Here is a 14,799-nt window from a genome sequence, read left to right on the forward strand (position 1 = left end):
GGCTACTTGGCGCCGCCGGCGGCCGCTGCGGCGCTCTCCGCCGGATAGTCGGTGAGCTCGTCGAGCGCCGGCTTGATTTCCTTCATGAACAGGTTTAGCTGGCGCAGCACCTCCTCCTTGGGCATCTGCGCGTAGTGATAAATGAGCGTCAGATACTCGGCGGGGAACTGCTTGTATTCCTCGACCAGCGTTTTGCGCACGTGATCGACGGTGCCAGCGACCCACAGCCCGTACTTGGTGACCGCCTTGGGGACGTCCTCGCGTGCGACCTTGTGGCGGCCCATCGCCGCGTAAAAGTTACGGAAGATGTCGGAGTCGTACTTGATGATCGACTGCTCCGCCGCTTCCATCGTGTCGCCGAGATGCGGCATCCGCACCAGCGCCTGGTTCTGGCCCAGTGAGGTCGGGCGTCCCGCCGCGTGGGCCGCCTTGACGTAAGCGCTGCCCAGCGTCAGCGCGGTGTTGAGCGAGGTGAAGTACAGCGGGATAAAGCCGCGGCGCGCCGCGTACTCGGCGCTCTCGGGCGAGCCGCTGGTGGCGACGAAGACCGGCGGATGCGGCCGCGTGTAGGGCGAGGGCACCACACTGACCCGCCGCACGTTGCCGTCGGCGTCAACCTCGCCGGGGGCGCCCAGCCGCGCCGTGACGCCCATCTTGGCCAGCGGCCAGTCGTTGACGCCGTCGGCGTAGGGGTACGGAATCTGCCAGGCATGGCCCTTGTACTCGATGCTCTCCTGGGTCCATGCCTTGACGACGATATCGACTTCTTCCTCGAAGATGCGGCGGTTGACTTCGTCGTCGTCGAAATGCTGTTTCTGCGGGTTCTTGCCGAACAGCGCCGCCGGATCGACCTTGGCCGCCGACGGCGAGGTCGTGGCGCGGGTGCCGAGATGTTGCCCGACGACGTTGGTCCATCGCGACTGATAGCCGCGAGCGAAGCCCACGAAGAAGCGGCCTTGCGACAGATGGTCGAGGATCGCGGTCTCCTCGGCGACCCGGATAGGGTTCTGCGTGCTCATCACGTAGCCGAGCTGGCCCACGCGTACGCGCTTGGTGATCGCCGCCCAGTAGGCGTTGAGCACGCCCGGGTTGGGGCCGACCTCGTAACCCTCGGACCAGAAGTGATGCTCGATGGTGGCGACGCCCCATACGCCGAGGTCGTCGGCGGCGCGGATGATGTCGTGCCAGCCGAGCAGGGTTTCTTGGTAGCGCTCGCGATGGCGGCCGATGGGGCGCAGGGCCGCGCGCTCCTCTTCGCTCGCGGCGGGAATCACTGGATAGAGCTGAAGTATTACTTTAACCATCGGCGCCTTCCTTGTTGCGCATCGGCGGGCAGCCGACGTGCGGCCCTCCTCGCCGTGGACTCTTATCGACCGTCGTTAGCACGCACCGCCGTGCAGCGGCAAGGGGCGAACGTACTGCGCGGCAGACGTCGTCAAGCGTGTCAGCGCGTGGCGCGAAAGATTCCCTGCGCGCCCTTGAGCGGGCGGGCCAGCGCGTGATCGATGAACGTATAGTCGCCCGGCTCGTGGACGCGGAACTCGAACACCGCTCCGTCGCCGGGCCCAACCTCGAAGCTCGCGAGCCCATGAAGCGGGTCGGCGGGATTGCCGCCGCGATAGACGGTGCTGAAGATCGCGCCGGCCACGTGGAAGGTCGAGCTCAGGTTGGGGCCGGCGTTGACGAAAAAGACGCGCACCAATTCGCCGACCTTGATCGGAATCGGATGCTGGACGAAGCGATCAACCATCCCGTCGAAGACCACGAAGTCCGGCCGCTCTTCCATCTGCTTGCGGCTGTCGCCGACGACCTGCCCCTTGTCGTCGGGTGTGCCGTAGAACTCGCCCTGTACGAGCATCACCTCGTGCGCCTTGCCATTGGGCCATCCGTTGCGCGGATCGACGATCATCATTCCGTACATCCCGTTGGCGACGTGCGAGAGCGCAGGGATAGCGCTGCACTGGTAGAGAAAGACGCCGGGGCTCGCGGCGCGGAACGTGTAGCTCAGATTGCGTTGGTTCGGAGGCGCGTCGAAATGGAGTTTGGGGGCGAGCTCGGCGGCGTGGACGTCGAGCCCGTGCGCCATCGAGCTCGGATTGGAGAGCGCGACCGTTACATCGTCGCCCTGGCGTGCGCGCAGTACCGGCCCCGGCACCGTACCGTCGTAGGTCCAGGCGTCATAGGTGAGCCCGGTGCCGATGGTGATGCGCTTGTTCTCGACCGTCAGCGTGAAGTTCTTGTGCGCGCCGGCGGCCGGAGCTGCGCTCGCAATGGCCAGCGCGGCCGCAATCGCGGGCCCCAGCGCCTTTCGCATGCGCGACGAATTTCCGATGGGGTCCAAGGTTCAGGAGGAAGGGGCGCGCCGCCTGGACGCAGCGGCTGGCCGCCTGGACGCAGCGGCGGGACGCGCGGTCAACGGTCCGGCAATCGGGCGAATCGTGAGCACCGGGCAGGCCGCGTTGCGCATGACCGCCTCTGCCACGCTACCGACGAAGACGTGCCTAAGCCCGCTGCGCCCATGCGTAGCCATCACGATCAGGTCGGCATCGAGATCGCGCGCGACGGCGAGGATACTGCGTGGGACGTCAGAGACGAACGCGACGCGGGTGTGGATCGCATAGGGCGTTCGGCCAAGGCGGCGACGGGCGACGTCCTTGAGCCGGCGCGTCGCTTCGGCTTCCGCCGACGCCTCGTCGGCGGCCAGCGGCAGACTGCCCCTGTCCGTCAGCATCGGCAGGATCGGCAGCGCGTGCAGCAGGTGGATCGTCGCGCCCATGTCGGCGGCGAGGCGGCGCGCGTGAGCGAGCGCGGCGAGCGAGTTCTCGTCGAAATCGATCGGGCAGAGGATAGTCTTGTAGGGGTATCGCATGGTATGCCCGCTTGCGCTCTCAGGCTACGAGACGTCAGCGCCGAGGCGATGGAGGATGTCCTCTTCGAGCACGCCGGTCGAGATGCATTGGGTCTGTTTGACCTCGGCGCCGATGGCGTATGTTCCGTTGAAGTCGGCTTTCACCACCGCCCAGGTTATCCATTTGGTGGTCGGTTCGAGCCTGACGGTGAGCGTGACCGAGCCGTCGCGCAGGACATCGAGAAGGTCCAGCGGCCCCATCCGGCAAAACGCCCATCGCGCCCAGCTAGCCGAATCGATATTGCTCCGCCGCGCCACGATCGTGCGGGTCGGGACGTCGACGCTGATAATAGTGAAGGGGCCGAATTTGCCGCCGCTCAGATCCGCCTCGAGCCGGGAGAAGAGCGCCTCGGGCTGGCCGGTCAACTGCCCGCGATGCGCGACGGCGGCGGGCGCCGCGGCAGCGGACGCGCCCTGGCTTGGCGGCGTTTGTGCCGCAGCCGCAGCAGCGCCAAGCGCGAGGACCGCCGCAGCGAGCAGAGCGAAGGTCTGTTTCATCCCGCATCTCCTCCATGCCGCACCTCCACTGCGCCACGCGGCCCGCAGGGCGCGGGGCGCGCTTACGCACCCACCATCGCGCGCATCGTGTTGCGGAAATCGCGCTCGGCCGTGCGTCCCGGCCCGATCGGAAAAACCACCGGATGGGTTATGCCGACGGCGCGGAAGCTGGCGACGAACTTGCGGCCCGCCTCCGGCGGGCCGAACGCCCCGATACGGCGCATATCGTCATCGCTGAAGGCCTTGTGGGCTTCGTCACGCTTGCCTTCACGCCACAGCCGGCGCACTTCGGCGAACTGCGCGCCGAGCCCCTGATGTTCGAACATCTGGTTGTATGCATCGACGAAGGCGTAACCGGCAAGCTCGCGCTTGAACGCGTCGAGCGCGGCGTCGGGCTCGTCAGTGATGCACATCCGCAGATAGATCGCTATATCAACCTCGTCGGGATTGCGGCCGGCCTTGGTCGCGCCCGCGCGCACCTCGGCGATCTTCTCGGCCATCACCTCCGGCGGCGAGTAGTTGAGCAGCACGCCGTCGGCGACTTCGCCCGCCAGCCGCAGCATCGGGGGGTTGAGCGCGGCGAGATAAATCCGCGGCGGGTGCGCGGCCGTGGTGCGCAGGCTGTGGCGGAAGTCGCACCTGTACACCTTGCCTTCGAACTTGCAGCGGCCGTTTTTGAACAGCTCGCGCATGATATGCACGCACTCGCGCATCGCGGTCACCGGCAGCCGATAGGACGCGCCGTGCCAGCGCTCGACGATCACCGGGCTGGAGACGCCGAGCCCGGCGACCGCGCGCCCGCCCGAGAGCTCGTTCAGCGCGAGCGCCTCCATCGCGAGCACCCCCGGTGTGCGGATCTGGATCGGCACCACGCCGGTGGCAAGGTCCACGCGCTTGGTCGCCAGTGCGCATGGCGCGAGACTGACGAAGGCATTGGGGCCGGCAACTTCGGCGACCCATACTGAGGAGTAACCGCTCTCCTCGGCCTCGCGCGAGAGATCGCCGATCGAGTTGAAGGCGGAGGAGACGATCGAGAGATGGAGTCCGAGCTTGTTGGCTTGCGACGGCATCGTGTACCCGGTTGCAAGGAGATCAGAGTCAGCGCGATTGTGCCGCTATCGCGCGCAGGTGCGCAAGCCGCGCGGTTGCTCAGCCGCCGCCGCGCCGATTAGGATTTGAGCCGAGACGGACCCGGCTCGCGATGCCATTCTTCGATTCCGACGGAATCCGAATTCACTACCTGGACGAGGGACGCGGCGCACCGGTGGTGATGGTCCACGGCTTCGGCCTGAGCGCGCTGGAGAACTGGACGCGCACCGGGATGGTCGAGCGGCTGGCGCGGCGCGCGCGCGTGCTCGCGCTCGACGTGCGCGGCCACGGCGAGAGCGACAAACCGCACGATCCGGCGTTGTACGGCCTGGGAATCGTAAGCGGCGACATCGTGCGCCTGCTCGGCCATCTGGGGATCGAGCGTACACGGATCGTGGGCTACTCGATGGGCAGCCGGATCGCGTTGGAGATGCTGATGCGCCATCAGGGGTGCCTGAGCGCCGCCGTGCTCGGCGGTTTCGGCGTGGGCGGGCAAATCAGGGTCCCCGGTCAGCGCAATCGCATCGCCGCCGCCCTGCTCGAGGAGGACCCCGCGATGATCGAGGACGTGATGGCGCGCCGCTTTCGGCGCGGCGCCGAGCGCAACGGCAAGGATCTGCGCGCGCTCGCCGCCTACATCAGCGCCGAGGAGACGACCGACGCCGAGGCCTCGGTCGATTTCGCCGCGCTCGCGCGCCTGAGGATCCCGGTGATGGTAGCGACGGGCGATCGCGACGCGATCGCCGGCGACCCGCGTCCGCTCGCCGGATGGTTTCCCGACGCGCGCATCGAGCTCATCGAGGGCGGAGATCACGTCTCGGTGCCCGCCGACGTTCGTTTCCAGCAGGCGGTCGAGAGATTTATCGCCGCGCTGCCGAAATGACGCACATGCGCCGGTTCCGCCGTCGCCGCCCTTTCGTCAACTGATTGACGGGCGCAGCAGCGGGCCGGTCAGTACGTAGGGCTGGTGTGGCCCGGGCGGATGGGGCAGGAGGCCGAACAGCACGCCCAGCCGTGTGCGCCCCGCGGGCGAAGGCTCGATCGTGACGCGCAGGTCGACGTCGGTCTGCGCGGCGTCGGGTCCGAGACGGACGGTGCCGCGCCCGGAAACGATGCCGTCGGGGCCGCGGCCGTCGAGCCGGGTCACCTCGAGCGCGCCGCGCGCCAGCCGCAGCGAGCCTTTGACAGCGCCCAAACGAATGGGTGCGAAGCCGCGCGCCACGCGGATCGTCAGATCGGCGGCGTGAAAGTCGATCTGCGCACGTGCCCCCTTCGGGTCGTTGCCCGCAAGCTGCGCCCAGCCGTCGCCAGAGAGCCGGCCCAACACGTTGGCGCCGAGGCTGTGCAGGACGGCTATCCGCGCCAGGCCGACGTCGCTCAGGCTGAAACTGAGGCCGATTCCGGCGCCCTTGCGATAGACCGTCGCATGCAATGCCCCGCCGTACATGTGTGCGCGCACGCGTACTCCGGGCTCGCCCAGCAACAGCGCGCCGAAGGCTGGCGCAAGAGTCACGCTTGAGCTTTCAAGCTCGAACGGCGCCGACGGCTCGGTTGAAACGAGCCGCACGTCGCTGAGCGCGGCGCCGATTGGCGGGCTGAATCCCTGGCCCGCCGAGCTCAGGCTGAGACTGAAAGGTTGGAGCAGCGCCGACAGCGTGGCCGCGTACGGAAAGGTTGCGGCGAGCGAACCCACAAACACGGCGACGCCGAAGCCGGAATAGGCGAGGGCACGCAGGTGGGCACGCGCGAAGGCGACAAGCCGCACGGTGAGCTGCTCACGCATTGCGGCCCAGCGCGACGCAGGTCATGTCGACGTCGAACGTATGCGGATCCTGGGTGCGGCGCGCGATATGCAGGCTGGAGACGGTCACCGGGACGTTCAGGCTTTGCAGGCCATAGAGCGTGTCCACGATCTGCCCGAGACTGAGTGCATTGAGCCGGACCTCGACCGTATGCTGGGTCAGGCCGCCGGGGATCTGCTTGTCGGCCGGCGTGATCGACCCGATCTTGTCCTTACCGGGCGCACTTGTCAGCGCCTGCTCGATTACCGAAAAGAGCGAAAAATCCCCGCCCGCCGGCACCGTCCGCTTGCGCATCGTGGCGAGGTCGGCCTGGAGTTGCCAGTAGGTGCGCACCATGTGCGCGACGTCCACCGCATCATGCTGGCGCTGCTGGATGCGGCTGCCCAACCCGCCAACCGCAGCCGCGATCGGCGCGTAAACGAAGTTGTAGACAAGGAAGAAGGCGAACACCACGCCGAGGACGCGCACCAGAAGACGCTCGCGCGGTTCGAGCTTCTGGTACCTGGCGCGAACTGCCGCCGCGAGCGGGGCGAACGCCTCTCTTCCGTGCGCGCGCAGCGCGTTCCATCCGGACGCTAACGGCGCGGCCAGCGCGCCGCCTACACGTTCGAGCCGCTTGCGTATCGCGTCGAACATCGGCTACTCCGGCGCTCCCTCGCGCACGTTCGCGGTCAGGCGGAACTCGACCTTGCTCGGATCGGAGCCGGCCGTGGCGCGGGTGACCTGGATGTCGCGGAAAAAGCCGCTCAAGTCCAGCGCGCGCTTGACGCGATCCACGGTTGCGAAGGAATCCGCGCTGCCGTCGAGTTTGATCGCGCCCTCTTCGATCGTGAAGTTGGTGACCTGAGCTCCCAGATGAGGCGGCAGAGCACGCGAGACCTTGAGCAGCGTCTCGAGCGGCGAAACGGCGGCTCCCCCGCCGCCCATCACGTGCAGCTCTTTGCGCATCGCGGCCAGCCGCTGCGTAAGTTCAGCCTTGACGTCGGCGCCTGCCGTGTGCGAACCGAGCGCCGGCGCAGCGATGGTCGCGATCTGTCGATTGATCCGGCTGAGCTGGCGGAGATTGGCCGAAATTCCGATACCGAAGTGGAGCAGGAAGGCGGCGAGTACCGCGGCGGCGAGGATGAAGGTTGTGCGGAGGGGGCCGAGATCGCCGGTACGTCCGCGAAACGCGAATTCCCCCTGGCGAAAGTTGAGCAGTTCGACTCCGGCGCCCGGCGCCTCGCCCAGCAGCATCGCGAGGCATCCCGCGTAGCGGGTTGATTTCCCCGCCATCCGGCCCAGCAGCGCCGCGCAGTCGAACTCGTCCAGCGTATGGACCGGAACCGCCAGCGTTTCGGCGACCTGTTGACGCACCTCGGGCGTTGCGGCGCCCGGTCCGGTCAGCACCAGTTCCGGCTGTTCGTGGTCGGTGCTGTGGGCCAGCAACGTCTGGCGCATCGCGCCGAGGATCGCCGACGCACCGGGAGCCGGCGTGCCGTTACCCGCGCCAAACTCGGCGGCGACCGTGCGGATCGCCCGCGGCGTCCCGCCCGCGTCAAGCAGCACCATCGAGGTCGAGCCGTGACCGAGATCGACCAGCAGATGGCTGCCCGCGCGCCCGTTGCGCACTCTTGCCAGCAGGGAGGCGAGGGCGAGCGCGCCCAGGGTCACGGTTTTGGGATCGAGCCCGGCGCGCGCGAGCATCTCAAGATGGCGATGGAGGTCCTCCTTGCGCACCATCGCAGCCATCACCAGCGTCTGCTCGCCCTCGTGTCCGAGGCGCGCGAAAGCGACCACCGCGTCGTCAACGCCGATGGGTAGGTGTTCTTCGAGCGCGAAAGGTACGACTTGGGCGAGCTTGCGCTGGTCGCTAAACGGGAGCGCCAGCATCCGTTTGATCACGAGTTCGCCCGGCAGCGCGGAGAGCACCAGGTCGGGCTTGCCGGCGCCGGCGAGCAGGCGCCTAAGCGCCGGCGCCAGGTCGGGCTCGCCCTCGGCGCGGCGCTCCTCGCCAACGTCGAGGATCTGGAAGGTGTTCCAGCTCCGCTCGGCGAGCGCGCCACGCGCCCAATCACCCGCCGTCTCGATCGCCAGGATTCGCTGCGCCATCGCCGCCCCCCGCTCCGCGTCAGCCCTCGTGCCAGTTCGCCAGCATCGCGGTGCCGTTGGCGTTGCGCCGAAAGGTGGCGACGATACGTGCGCGGGCGCCAGCGTAGGTCCCCATCCCCCTGACCGTGAAGTAGAAGCTGCGGGTTGTGATCAGTCGCATCAGCGGCACACCGAGCTCGCCCATCCCGGCCAGATTGCCGACGTCGGTGATCACGAGAAATGGCTGCACCATGCGCGCTTGGACGATCTGCTTGACCAGCGACGGATTGGCCGACAATTGCGGGAGCAGTGCCGCGATGACTTCGGGCGGCGCGGTGTTGATGTTCACCCGCGGCTCGGGCGCAGCGGTCAGATACCGCTGCAAGACGAAGAACGTGGCGTCATCCACCCCCCGGATCATCCTGAGGTCGCCGATGGTGGGCATCGGACCGTTACGCGGTTCATATGGCGGAGTGAGAGTCAGGTAATACGTCGCCTCAGCGCCTCCCGGTGATTCGACACTATCGGGGTCGAGCCAGTCAATAATGGCCGGGACGAGTTGGGGTGAAACGCCGACGTTGGCCAGCAGGCGTTCGACGATCCCGACGTAAACGGGATTGAGTTGGCCGGTGCGCTGGTTGACCAGCAGGTTGATGTTGATCTTGCGCGCCTCGTCCACGATCGACACCTGGGCGCTGCCACCGCCCAGCGGCACCGGCGGGAAGGGCTGCGACCACGCCTCGTCGAGACCGTCGTGCGGAGTGCGCGCCAGCGCGTCTTGCTGCGAGTCGGTGGCGAGCAGTGAAAGCCCGACGCTGATTGCTGAGCGGGCCAGGTACTCGGCGCGCAGTTGGTTGGCCTGGCCGGCCGCCGAGCGGTAGCCCAGCGCGGCCGCCGTGGTGAAGTCCATCACCAGCAGCGTCATCAGCGCGAGCGCCATCAGCGTGACCAGCAATGCCACGCCATGCTCGCTTCGTCTGAACGCCTTCACCATTGCGCAATCGCCATCGGCAGCGTCACCTGGGTCGCAAGTTCAATCGGCGCGCGGCCGAGACCAGCCAGCACGACGTCTATCGATACCGCCTGGGGCAGCTGTTGGCCTGGCGGCATGCTGTGGGAGTCCCAGCTTTCCAGCCAGATATTTCCGTTGAAGTAGCGCAGATGGAACGCAAGTACATTGGCCGCGAGCACCACCGGCGGTGCCAGCTTGATGCCGGCGGTCGCCCCGAGCAGCGCGCTTTGCTCCTGGCGCATCAGCATGAACCATCCCGGGTGCCGCGGATTGGGCACGCCCGAATAGACGATGGCCTCCTCGGCCCCAAAGCCGCTAACGGCACGACGGTGGCCGACGTTGATGGTTGAGATCGACAGGCTGTCGAGCGGGACGCCGTTGCGCATCGAGGCCTGGCCCACCAGCAGGACGCGGCTTAAGACCAGCGGTGTCTGGATAGCGCCGTGTAACTCGTTCGTGATCTGCCGGAGCAGGGCGCGCGCGGCGCGGCCGCCGAGCAGCCGGTCCTCGGCGTGGGTCTTGCCCGCGACCACTGCGTGGAACGATCCCGCCAGCATCACCATGACGATTCCGAGGATCGCCACCGCGAGCATCATTTCGATGAGCGTGAAGCCGCGGGCAAATCCACGCGCGGCAGCAACCGGCTTGTGAAGGGGGCGCGGGCGCGTCATTGCATCCCCTGCATTCCGAGCGGGCCGCCTTGCACGCCACCCGGACCGCCGAGCGGCCCGGGCGCTCCGAATCCCCCGAGGGGCGCTTGCGGCTCGGCGCCCTGGAGGGCCGGGTTCTGCGGGGCTTGGCCGCGCGGCGTCAGCACGCGCGGACGCGGGTCGTGGAGGAACTCGACTAGGTCAAAGCTGCGGCTGAACCGAGGGCCGTACAAGACACGAATCTCGACCTTGCGCAGGTCAGGGAAGGTTGGCGACGGCTCCACCCTGCGTGTCCAACGGAAATTGCGATATCGCCCAGGATAGAGCTGCTCGAAGTTGCCGCTGGTGGTACCGGGTGGCGGAATGCGTTGCAGCTCGGCCTGCGTCATCAACGTCTGCGCGAGCATCGCGGCCCGCGAGATCTCCTGCGCGCGGATCACGCTCTGGAGGTCTTCGTGATCTAGCGAGAGCAACGCCAACAGTGCGATCCCCAGCACCGCTATTGCGATCAGCACCTCGAGCAGCGTGAAGCCGGAGGGGACGCCGCGTGCACGACGAACCTCTTCCGGGGCGGGGAGCCTGCGCTCGGCGAACGGCCTGACTCCAGAGCCCTGCCCCGAAGTGAAAAGGAGTGCCGATGTCGGTGTTGCTCTGGAGTCCAAGGCAGGCACGCTTTGGTGCTTCGTATTGGCGCGGCCTCACTGCGCCATCGCGAGCGCCGCGGTCGGCGCCACGTCGCCGCTGACGATCGCAACGCCGCCGGTCAGCGGGTTGATGCTCAGGGTGAGGACCTTGCCGGCATCGGTCACCATGTGGATGACGGTCGCGTCGGCGTAGCCGTCGGGATAGAACTGGCAGCTTATCGCGCCGGCGCGTGCGCCGCCGATGCCTTCGACCGAGACGTCGCGCAGCCGCACCCCCGGCGGCATCACCACCTGGCCGTCCCACAGGCCGGCGAACGGCGTGAACTTGGGATGCGGTGCGTACGGATCCAGGCGCGTCACGAAGTAGACGTTATGGTCGATGTCGAAGGTCATTCGGTAGATCACTTCCTGCGCCGACGCTTCGTCATAGAGATAACTGGCGCGACCGGCGAGCTTGCGCGCCTCGCTCTTAAGCTCGGCGCTGTGTAGGCCGCCGAAGTACGGTATCGCCAGGCTCATGATGAGCCCCATGATGAAGATTACGACGGCGATTTCGAGCAGAGTGAACCCGCGAGCCGCCCGGGCACATGCGTTTGCAAGCCGCGGTGCGCCCGCACGCAGGGTATGCGGCGCTCGCGGATCGTGCGCCACGCCACTTCGCCGTGCGAGTTGGCCGCTAGGCGGGCTCACGACGAGCTGCCGTCGATGTCGGCGTCCTTTCCGGTGCCGCCGGGTTTGCCATCGGCGCCGAAGGACTTGAGCACGTAGCTGTTGCCGTCGCTCTGGTAGAAGTAGGCGTTGCCCCAGGGATCGACCGGAAGCTTTTCGATGTAGCCGCCTTCCTCGTAGTTGGCCGGGATGCGTCCGCCGGTTGGCGCCTGGACCAGGGCCTGGAGGCCCTGATCGCTGGTCGGGTAGTAGCCATTGTCGAGGTAGTAGCGGTCGAGCGCGGTCTTGAGTTCGGCAAGATCGGCCTGCGCCTTGGTGCGCTTGGCCTTGTCGGTGGCGCCGCGCAGGCTCTGCACGACGATGGTCGCCAGCAGGCCCAGGATCAGGATCACGACCATTATCTCGATGAGGGTGAAGCCCTCTTTGAGCCGGCGCCGGCGCACTTGTGTGTCCATCACGCTTGGTCTTCCCTGTGTCGCTATCTCATCAACTGATTCAATTGGAATATGGGGAGCAGGATCGCGAGCATCATGAAGAGGATAATCCCCGCCATCGCCAGCGTCATCAGCGGTTCGAGCAGCGAGGTCAGCTGGCTGAGCGAGCGCTCGACCTCGCGCTCGTAGGTGTCGGCCACCCGCTCGAGCATCTGCTCGACCTCGCCCGAGCGCTCGCCAACCTTGATCATCTCGATCAGCAGCGGCGGGAAGAGTCCGCTTGCGGATAGCGGATGGCTCATCCCGTGGCCCTCACGGATCGAGGTGCGGCTCTCCTCGATTGCGTCGGCGAGCAACCCATTGGTCACCACGTGCTTGACCGAGGCGAGCGCGGGCAGGAGCTGGATGCCGCTCTGGAGCATCGTGGCCAGCGTGCGGGCGAAGCGCGCGCAGATGACGCGAGTCACGGTGGGGCCGAGGTAGGGCAGGCGCAGCAGCCAGGTGTCGTAGATCCGCCGCCCGCGCGCGGTTGACAGTCCCCAGCTAATCGCGGCGATCGCGCCCGCGATAAGCGCGACTAGCGCCACCCAGTAGTTGGAGAGGAAGTTCGACAGCGCGATCAGAATTCGGGTCGGCAGCGGCAGCGCCGCGTTGCTTTGCTGGAAGATCGTCGCGACTTGCGGCACGACGTAGCTCATAAGGAAGAACATGATGGCCGAGCCCACGCAAATCATGATGACCGGGTAGGTCAGAGCATGGCGCACCTTGGCTACGAACTCGGCCTGGCTTTCGCTGAAGTCGGCGATGCGATTGAGCACGGTCTCCAGCGCGCCCGCGGTCTCGCCCGCGCGCACCATCCCGACGTAAAGGTCTGAGAAGGTGTCGGGATGCGCCGCCAGCGCGTCGCCCAGCGAGCTGCCCTCCCGCACACGTTCGCGCACCTGTGAGAGCAGGCGTTTGGTCCCGGGCCGGGTTGACTGGTCGGCAAGCGCGCTCAGCGCGTCAACCAGCTGGACGCCCGCCCCGAGCAGCGAGGAGAGCTGGCGGGTGAGCAGGGAGAGCTCGGCGGGCGGGATCCGCCGCCCGAAAGAGACAAAGTAATCGGCCAGCCGCCGCCGCGGTGCGGCCGCCTCTTCGGCGAGCTCGGTGGGGAAGATGCCGCGCTCGCGCAGCTTGCCGCGCGCGCTGCGCACGCTGTCGGCATCGACGACGCCCGCTACCGAGCGGCCGTTGGCAGCCAATCCGCGATAGGCGAAGACAGGCATCGCGCGTGTGTCCGTGCCGCCGCGCGCGCCCTACAGGATGTCTTCCTGGGTGACCCGCAGCAGCTCTTCGATCGTGGTCTGTCCCTGGAGAACCCGCTCGGCGCCGTTGCGGCGCAAGAGTTTCATCCCCCGCGACGTGCAGTGGCGCCGGATGGTTGCCGCGTCCGCCTTCTGCATCACCAGCGTGCGCACCTCGTCGTCCATCACCATCAGCTCGTGAATCGCGGTGCGCCCGCGATAGCCGGTGCCGCGGCACGCGCGGCAGCCGGCCGCCGCCGGCCGGTAGATCGGTCCGTCGAGGGGCACTCCTTCAAGTCCGATGCGGGCGAGCTCCGCGGCACCGGCCGTGTACGGCTCGCGGCAATTCTGGCAGAGCAGGCGAACCAGCCGCTGGGCCAGGACCGCCAGGATCGACGAGGAGACCAGGAAGGGCTCAATCCCCATGTCGACCAGGCGAGTCACCGCGCCGAAAGAATCATTGGTGTGCAGCGTGGAGAACACCAGGTGACCGGTGAGCGCGGCGTGAATCGCAATTTCGGCCGTCTCGCTGTCGCGGATCTCACCGACCATGATCACGTCGGGGTCCTGGCGCAGGATCGAACGCAGGCCGTTGGCGAACGTCAGCTCGATCTTCGGATTGACCTGCATCTGGCCGATCCCGTGGAGCTGGTATTCGATGGGATCTTCGATCGTGATGATGTTCTTCTCGGGCGAATTGATCCGTGCCAGACAGGCATACAGCGTCGTCGTCTTGCCCGAGCCGGTCGGGCCGGTCGCGAGCAGGATACCGTGGCTCTGGCGGATTAGACGGTCGAGGCGCCCCAGGTTATCGCCGGAGAATCCCAGATGGTCGAGACTGAGGTCGACCAGCGCCTGCGCGCGGTCGAGCAGACGCAGCACGATGCGCTCGCCGAAGGCGGTCGGGATCGACGAGACGCGAATGTCGATGTCGCGGCCGGCGATGCGCAGCCTGATGCGGCCGTCCTGTGGCAGGCGCTTCTCAGCGATGTTGAGCCCCGACATCACCTTGACGCGCGAGGTGATGGCGGGTTGAAAGCGCTTGGGTGGCGAGATGACGTCGTACATCATTCCGTCAACCCGAAAGCGCACCACCAGCTCGCGCTCGAATGGCTCAATATGGATGTCGCTCGCCCGATCCTTGACCGCCTGGGAGAGCAGCCCGTTGACCAGCTTGATGATCGGCGCGGCGTCGTCGGATTCCAGCAGGTCGCGCGGCTCCTGGGCCAACTCGCTCGCGACGACGTCGAGCCGCTCCTCCTCGAGGTCGATCATCAGGTCCTGCGCTGTGGTGGTGGTCGCCTGGTCATAGGCGCGGTTGATCGCTTCGTCGAGCACGGCCGGCGGCACGACCACCGGATGGAGCGGGACGCCGAACAGCATCCGGAGGTCGTCGAGCGGCTCGTATTTGGCCGGGTCGGCAATCGCGACGATGATGCCGTCGCCGTTGGAGCTCAGCGGCAGGATTCGATTCTTTTTCGCGTAGTTAATCGGAACCTTGCCAAGCAGCGTCGGATCGATGGCGTGCTCGTCGATATGGGCCTGGAAGGGCAGCCAGTATTCCTGCGCAAGAGCGCGTGCCAGCCGCTGGGGTTCCAGCGCTCCCATATCGATCAGCACGTCGGCAAGGCCCTGTCCGGGTTTCTTGCGCTGGCGGGCCCGTTCGAGATCCTGCTCGGAGACCCACGAGCGGTCGAGCAGAATTGACTCGAAGCTCTTGTGCGCAGTCGCCATCAGATT

16 protein-coding genes are annotated in these 14,799 nt (G+C 67.1%); 1 reads left to right on the top strand and 15 read right to left on the bottom strand.

Going from position 1 to position 14,799, the window contains the following annotated elements; genetic code table 11:
* Positions 1-2: 2 nt before the first annotated feature.
* The 5 genes from VFB33_14420 to VFB33_14440 all read right to left on the bottom strand — a co-directional run bounded on the left by VFB33_14420 (position 3) and on the right by VFB33_14440 (position 4,476).
* Positions 3-1,304 (bottom strand): LLM class flavin-dependent oxidoreductase, encoded by a 1,302-nt coding sequence (locus VFB33_14420; GenBank protein HZO82888.1) that lies wholly within the window; start codon positions 1,302-1,304, stop codon positions 3-5.
* Between the two features lie 140 nt (positions 1,305-1,444).
* Entirely contained in the window at positions 1,445-2,314 is an 870-nt protein-coding gene (locus VFB33_14425; protein ID HZO82889.1) for a multicopper oxidase domain-containing protein, read from the bottom strand.
* Between the two features lie 30 nt (positions 2,315-2,344).
* The gene (locus VFB33_14430; protein HZO82890.1) at positions 2,345-2,869 is read right to left on the bottom strand and encodes a universal stress protein; all 525 of its coding nucleotides are present in this window, start codon (positions 2,867-2,869) and stop codon (positions 2,345-2,347) included.
* Between the two features lie 24 nt (positions 2,870-2,893).
* Complete coding sequence (locus VFB33_14435) at positions 2,894-3,406, bottom strand: hypothetical protein (protein HZO82891.1); 513 nt, start codon at positions 3,404-3,406, stop codon at positions 2,894-2,896.
* 62 nt (positions 3,407-3,468) lie between these two features.
* Positions 3,469-4,476 carry an LLM class flavin-dependent oxidoreductase gene (locus VFB33_14440; GenBank protein HZO82892.1) on the bottom strand — a complete coding sequence of 336 codons (1,008 nt, stop codon included), beginning with the start codon at positions 4,474-4,476 and terminating at the stop codon, positions 3,469-3,471.
* A gap of 131 nt (positions 4,477-4,607) precedes the next feature.
* On the opposite strand from VFB33_14440, the gene VFB33_14445 reads away from it, so the two are divergent.
* A complete protein-coding gene (locus VFB33_14445; protein HZO82893.1) occupies positions 4,608-5,378 on the top strand; it encodes an alpha/beta hydrolase in 771 nt (256 codons plus the stop codon).
* Between the two features lie 36 nt (positions 5,379-5,414).
* On the opposite strand, the gene gspN is transcribed toward VFB33_14445, so the two are convergent.
* From gspN to gspE, 10 genes are read right to left on the bottom strand one after another with little or no spacing between them, the layout of a single operon-like run.
* Positions 5,415-6,278 carry a type II secretion system protein GspN gene (gspN, locus tag VFB33_14450; GenBank protein ID HZO82894.1) on the bottom strand — a complete coding sequence of 288 codons (864 nt, stop codon included), beginning with the start codon at positions 6,276-6,278 and terminating at the stop codon, positions 5,415-5,417.
* Entirely contained in the window at positions 6,271-6,933 is a 663-nt protein-coding gene (gene gspM / locus VFB33_14455; GenBank protein HZO82895.1) for a type II secretion system protein GspM, read from the bottom strand. Before gspM ends, gspN begins: the two co-directional genes overlap by 8 nt.
* 3 nt (positions 6,934-6,936) lie before the next feature.
* Positions 6,937-8,388 (bottom strand): type II secretion system protein GspL, encoded by a 1,452-nt coding sequence (gene gspL / locus VFB33_14460; protein HZO82896.1) that lies wholly within the window; start codon positions 8,386-8,388, stop codon positions 6,937-6,939.
* Positions 8,389-8,407: 19 nt separating this feature from the next.
* A complete protein-coding gene (gene gspK, locus VFB33_14465) occupies positions 8,408-9,328 on the bottom strand; it encodes a type II secretion system minor pseudopilin GspK (protein HZO82897.1) in 921 nt (306 codons plus the stop codon).
* A gap of 26 nt (positions 9,329-9,354) precedes the next feature.
* Complete coding sequence (locus tag VFB33_14470) at positions 9,355-10,050, bottom strand: prepilin-type N-terminal cleavage/methylation domain-containing protein (protein ID HZO82898.1); 696 nt, start codon at positions 10,048-10,050, stop codon at positions 9,355-9,357.
* Entirely contained in the window at positions 10,047-10,700 is a 654-nt protein-coding gene (gene gspI / locus VFB33_14475; protein ID HZO82899.1) for a type II secretion system minor pseudopilin GspI, read from the bottom strand. The genes VFB33_14470 and gspI overlap by 4 nt, the downstream gene beginning before the upstream one ends.
* A gap of 27 nt (positions 10,701-10,727) precedes the next feature.
* Positions 10,728-11,324 carry a prepilin-type N-terminal cleavage/methylation domain-containing protein gene (locus VFB33_14480; GenBank protein HZO82900.1) on the bottom strand — a complete coding sequence of 199 codons (597 nt, stop codon included), beginning with the start codon at positions 11,322-11,324 and terminating at the stop codon, positions 10,728-10,730.
* Positions 11,325-11,359: 35 nt separating this feature from the next.
* On the bottom strand, positions 11,360-11,797 hold the full coding sequence (gene gspG / locus VFB33_14485; protein ID HZO82901.1) for a type II secretion system major pseudopilin GspG: 438 nt from the start codon (positions 11,795-11,797) through the stop codon (positions 11,360-11,362).
* A gap of 23 nt (positions 11,798-11,820) precedes the next feature.
* Entirely contained in the window at positions 11,821-13,041 is a 1,221-nt protein-coding gene (gspF, locus tag VFB33_14490; protein HZO82902.1) for a type II secretion system inner membrane protein GspF, read from the bottom strand.
* Positions 13,042-13,071: 30 nt separating this feature from the next.
* Positions 13,072-14,793: a type II secretion system ATPase GspE gene (gene gspE, locus VFB33_14495; protein HZO82903.1), complete on the bottom strand. Its 1,722-nt coding sequence runs from the start codon at positions 14,791-14,793 to the stop codon at positions 13,072-13,074.
* Positions 14,794-14,799: the final 6 nt, after the last annotated feature.

The sequence above is a fragment of the Candidatus Binataceae bacterium genome (genome assembly GCA_035650475.1).
Classification (GTDB): domain Bacteria; phylum Desulfobacterota; class Binatia; order Binatales; family Binataceae; genus JAKAVN01.

What these genes read in the sequence shown, in the direction of transcription:
- VFB33_14420 (HZO82888.1), bottom strand. Translation starts at nt 1,304, where the DNA reads ATGGTTAAAGTAATACTTCAGCTCTATCCAGTGATTCCCGCCGCGAGC.
- VFB33_14425 (HZO82889.1), bottom strand. Translation starts at nt 2,314, where the DNA reads ATGCGAAAGGCGCTGGGGCCCGCGATTGCGGCCGCGCTGGCCATTGCG.
- VFB33_14430 (HZO82890.1), bottom strand. Translation starts at nt 2,869, where the DNA reads ATGCGATACCCCTACAAGACTATCCTCTGCCCGATCGATTTCGACGAG.
- VFB33_14435 (HZO82891.1), bottom strand. Translation starts at nt 3,406, where the DNA reads ATGAAACAGACCTTCGCTCTGCTCGCTGCGGCGGTCCTCGCGCTTGGC.
- VFB33_14440 (HZO82892.1), bottom strand. Translation starts at nt 4,476, where the DNA reads ATGCCGTCGCAAGCCAACAAGCTCGGACTCCATCTCTCGATCGTCTCC.
- VFB33_14445 (HZO82893.1), top strand. Translation starts at nt 4,608, where the DNA reads ATGCCATTCTTCGATTCCGACGGAATCCGAATTCACTACCTGGACGAG.
- gspN (HZO82894.1), bottom strand. Translation starts at nt 6,278, where the DNA reads ATGCGTGAGCAGCTCACCGTGCGGCTTGTCGCCTTCGCGCGTGCCCAC.
- gspM (HZO82895.1), bottom strand. Translation starts at nt 6,933, where the DNA reads ATGTTCGACGCGATACGCAAGCGGCTCGAACGTGTAGGCGGCGCGCTG.
- gspL (HZO82896.1), bottom strand. Translation starts at nt 8,388, where the DNA reads ATGGCGCAGCGAATCCTGGCGATCGAGACGGCGGGTGATTGGGCGCGT.
- VFB33_14470 (HZO82898.1), bottom strand. Translation starts at nt 10,050, where the DNA reads ATGACGCGCCCGCGCCCCCTTCACAAGCCGGTTGCTGCCGCGCGTGGA.
- gspG (HZO82901.1), bottom strand. Translation starts at nt 11,797, where the DNA reads ATGGACACACAAGTGCGCCGGCGCCGGCTCAAAGAGGGCTTCACCCTC.
- gspF (HZO82902.1), bottom strand. Translation starts at nt 13,041, where the DNA reads ATGCCTGTCTTCGCCTATCGCGGATTGGCTGCCAACGGCCGCTCGGTA.
- gspE (HZO82903.1), bottom strand. Translation starts at nt 14,793, where the DNA reads ATGGCGACTGCGCACAAGAGCTTCGAGTCAATTCTGCTCGACCGCTCG.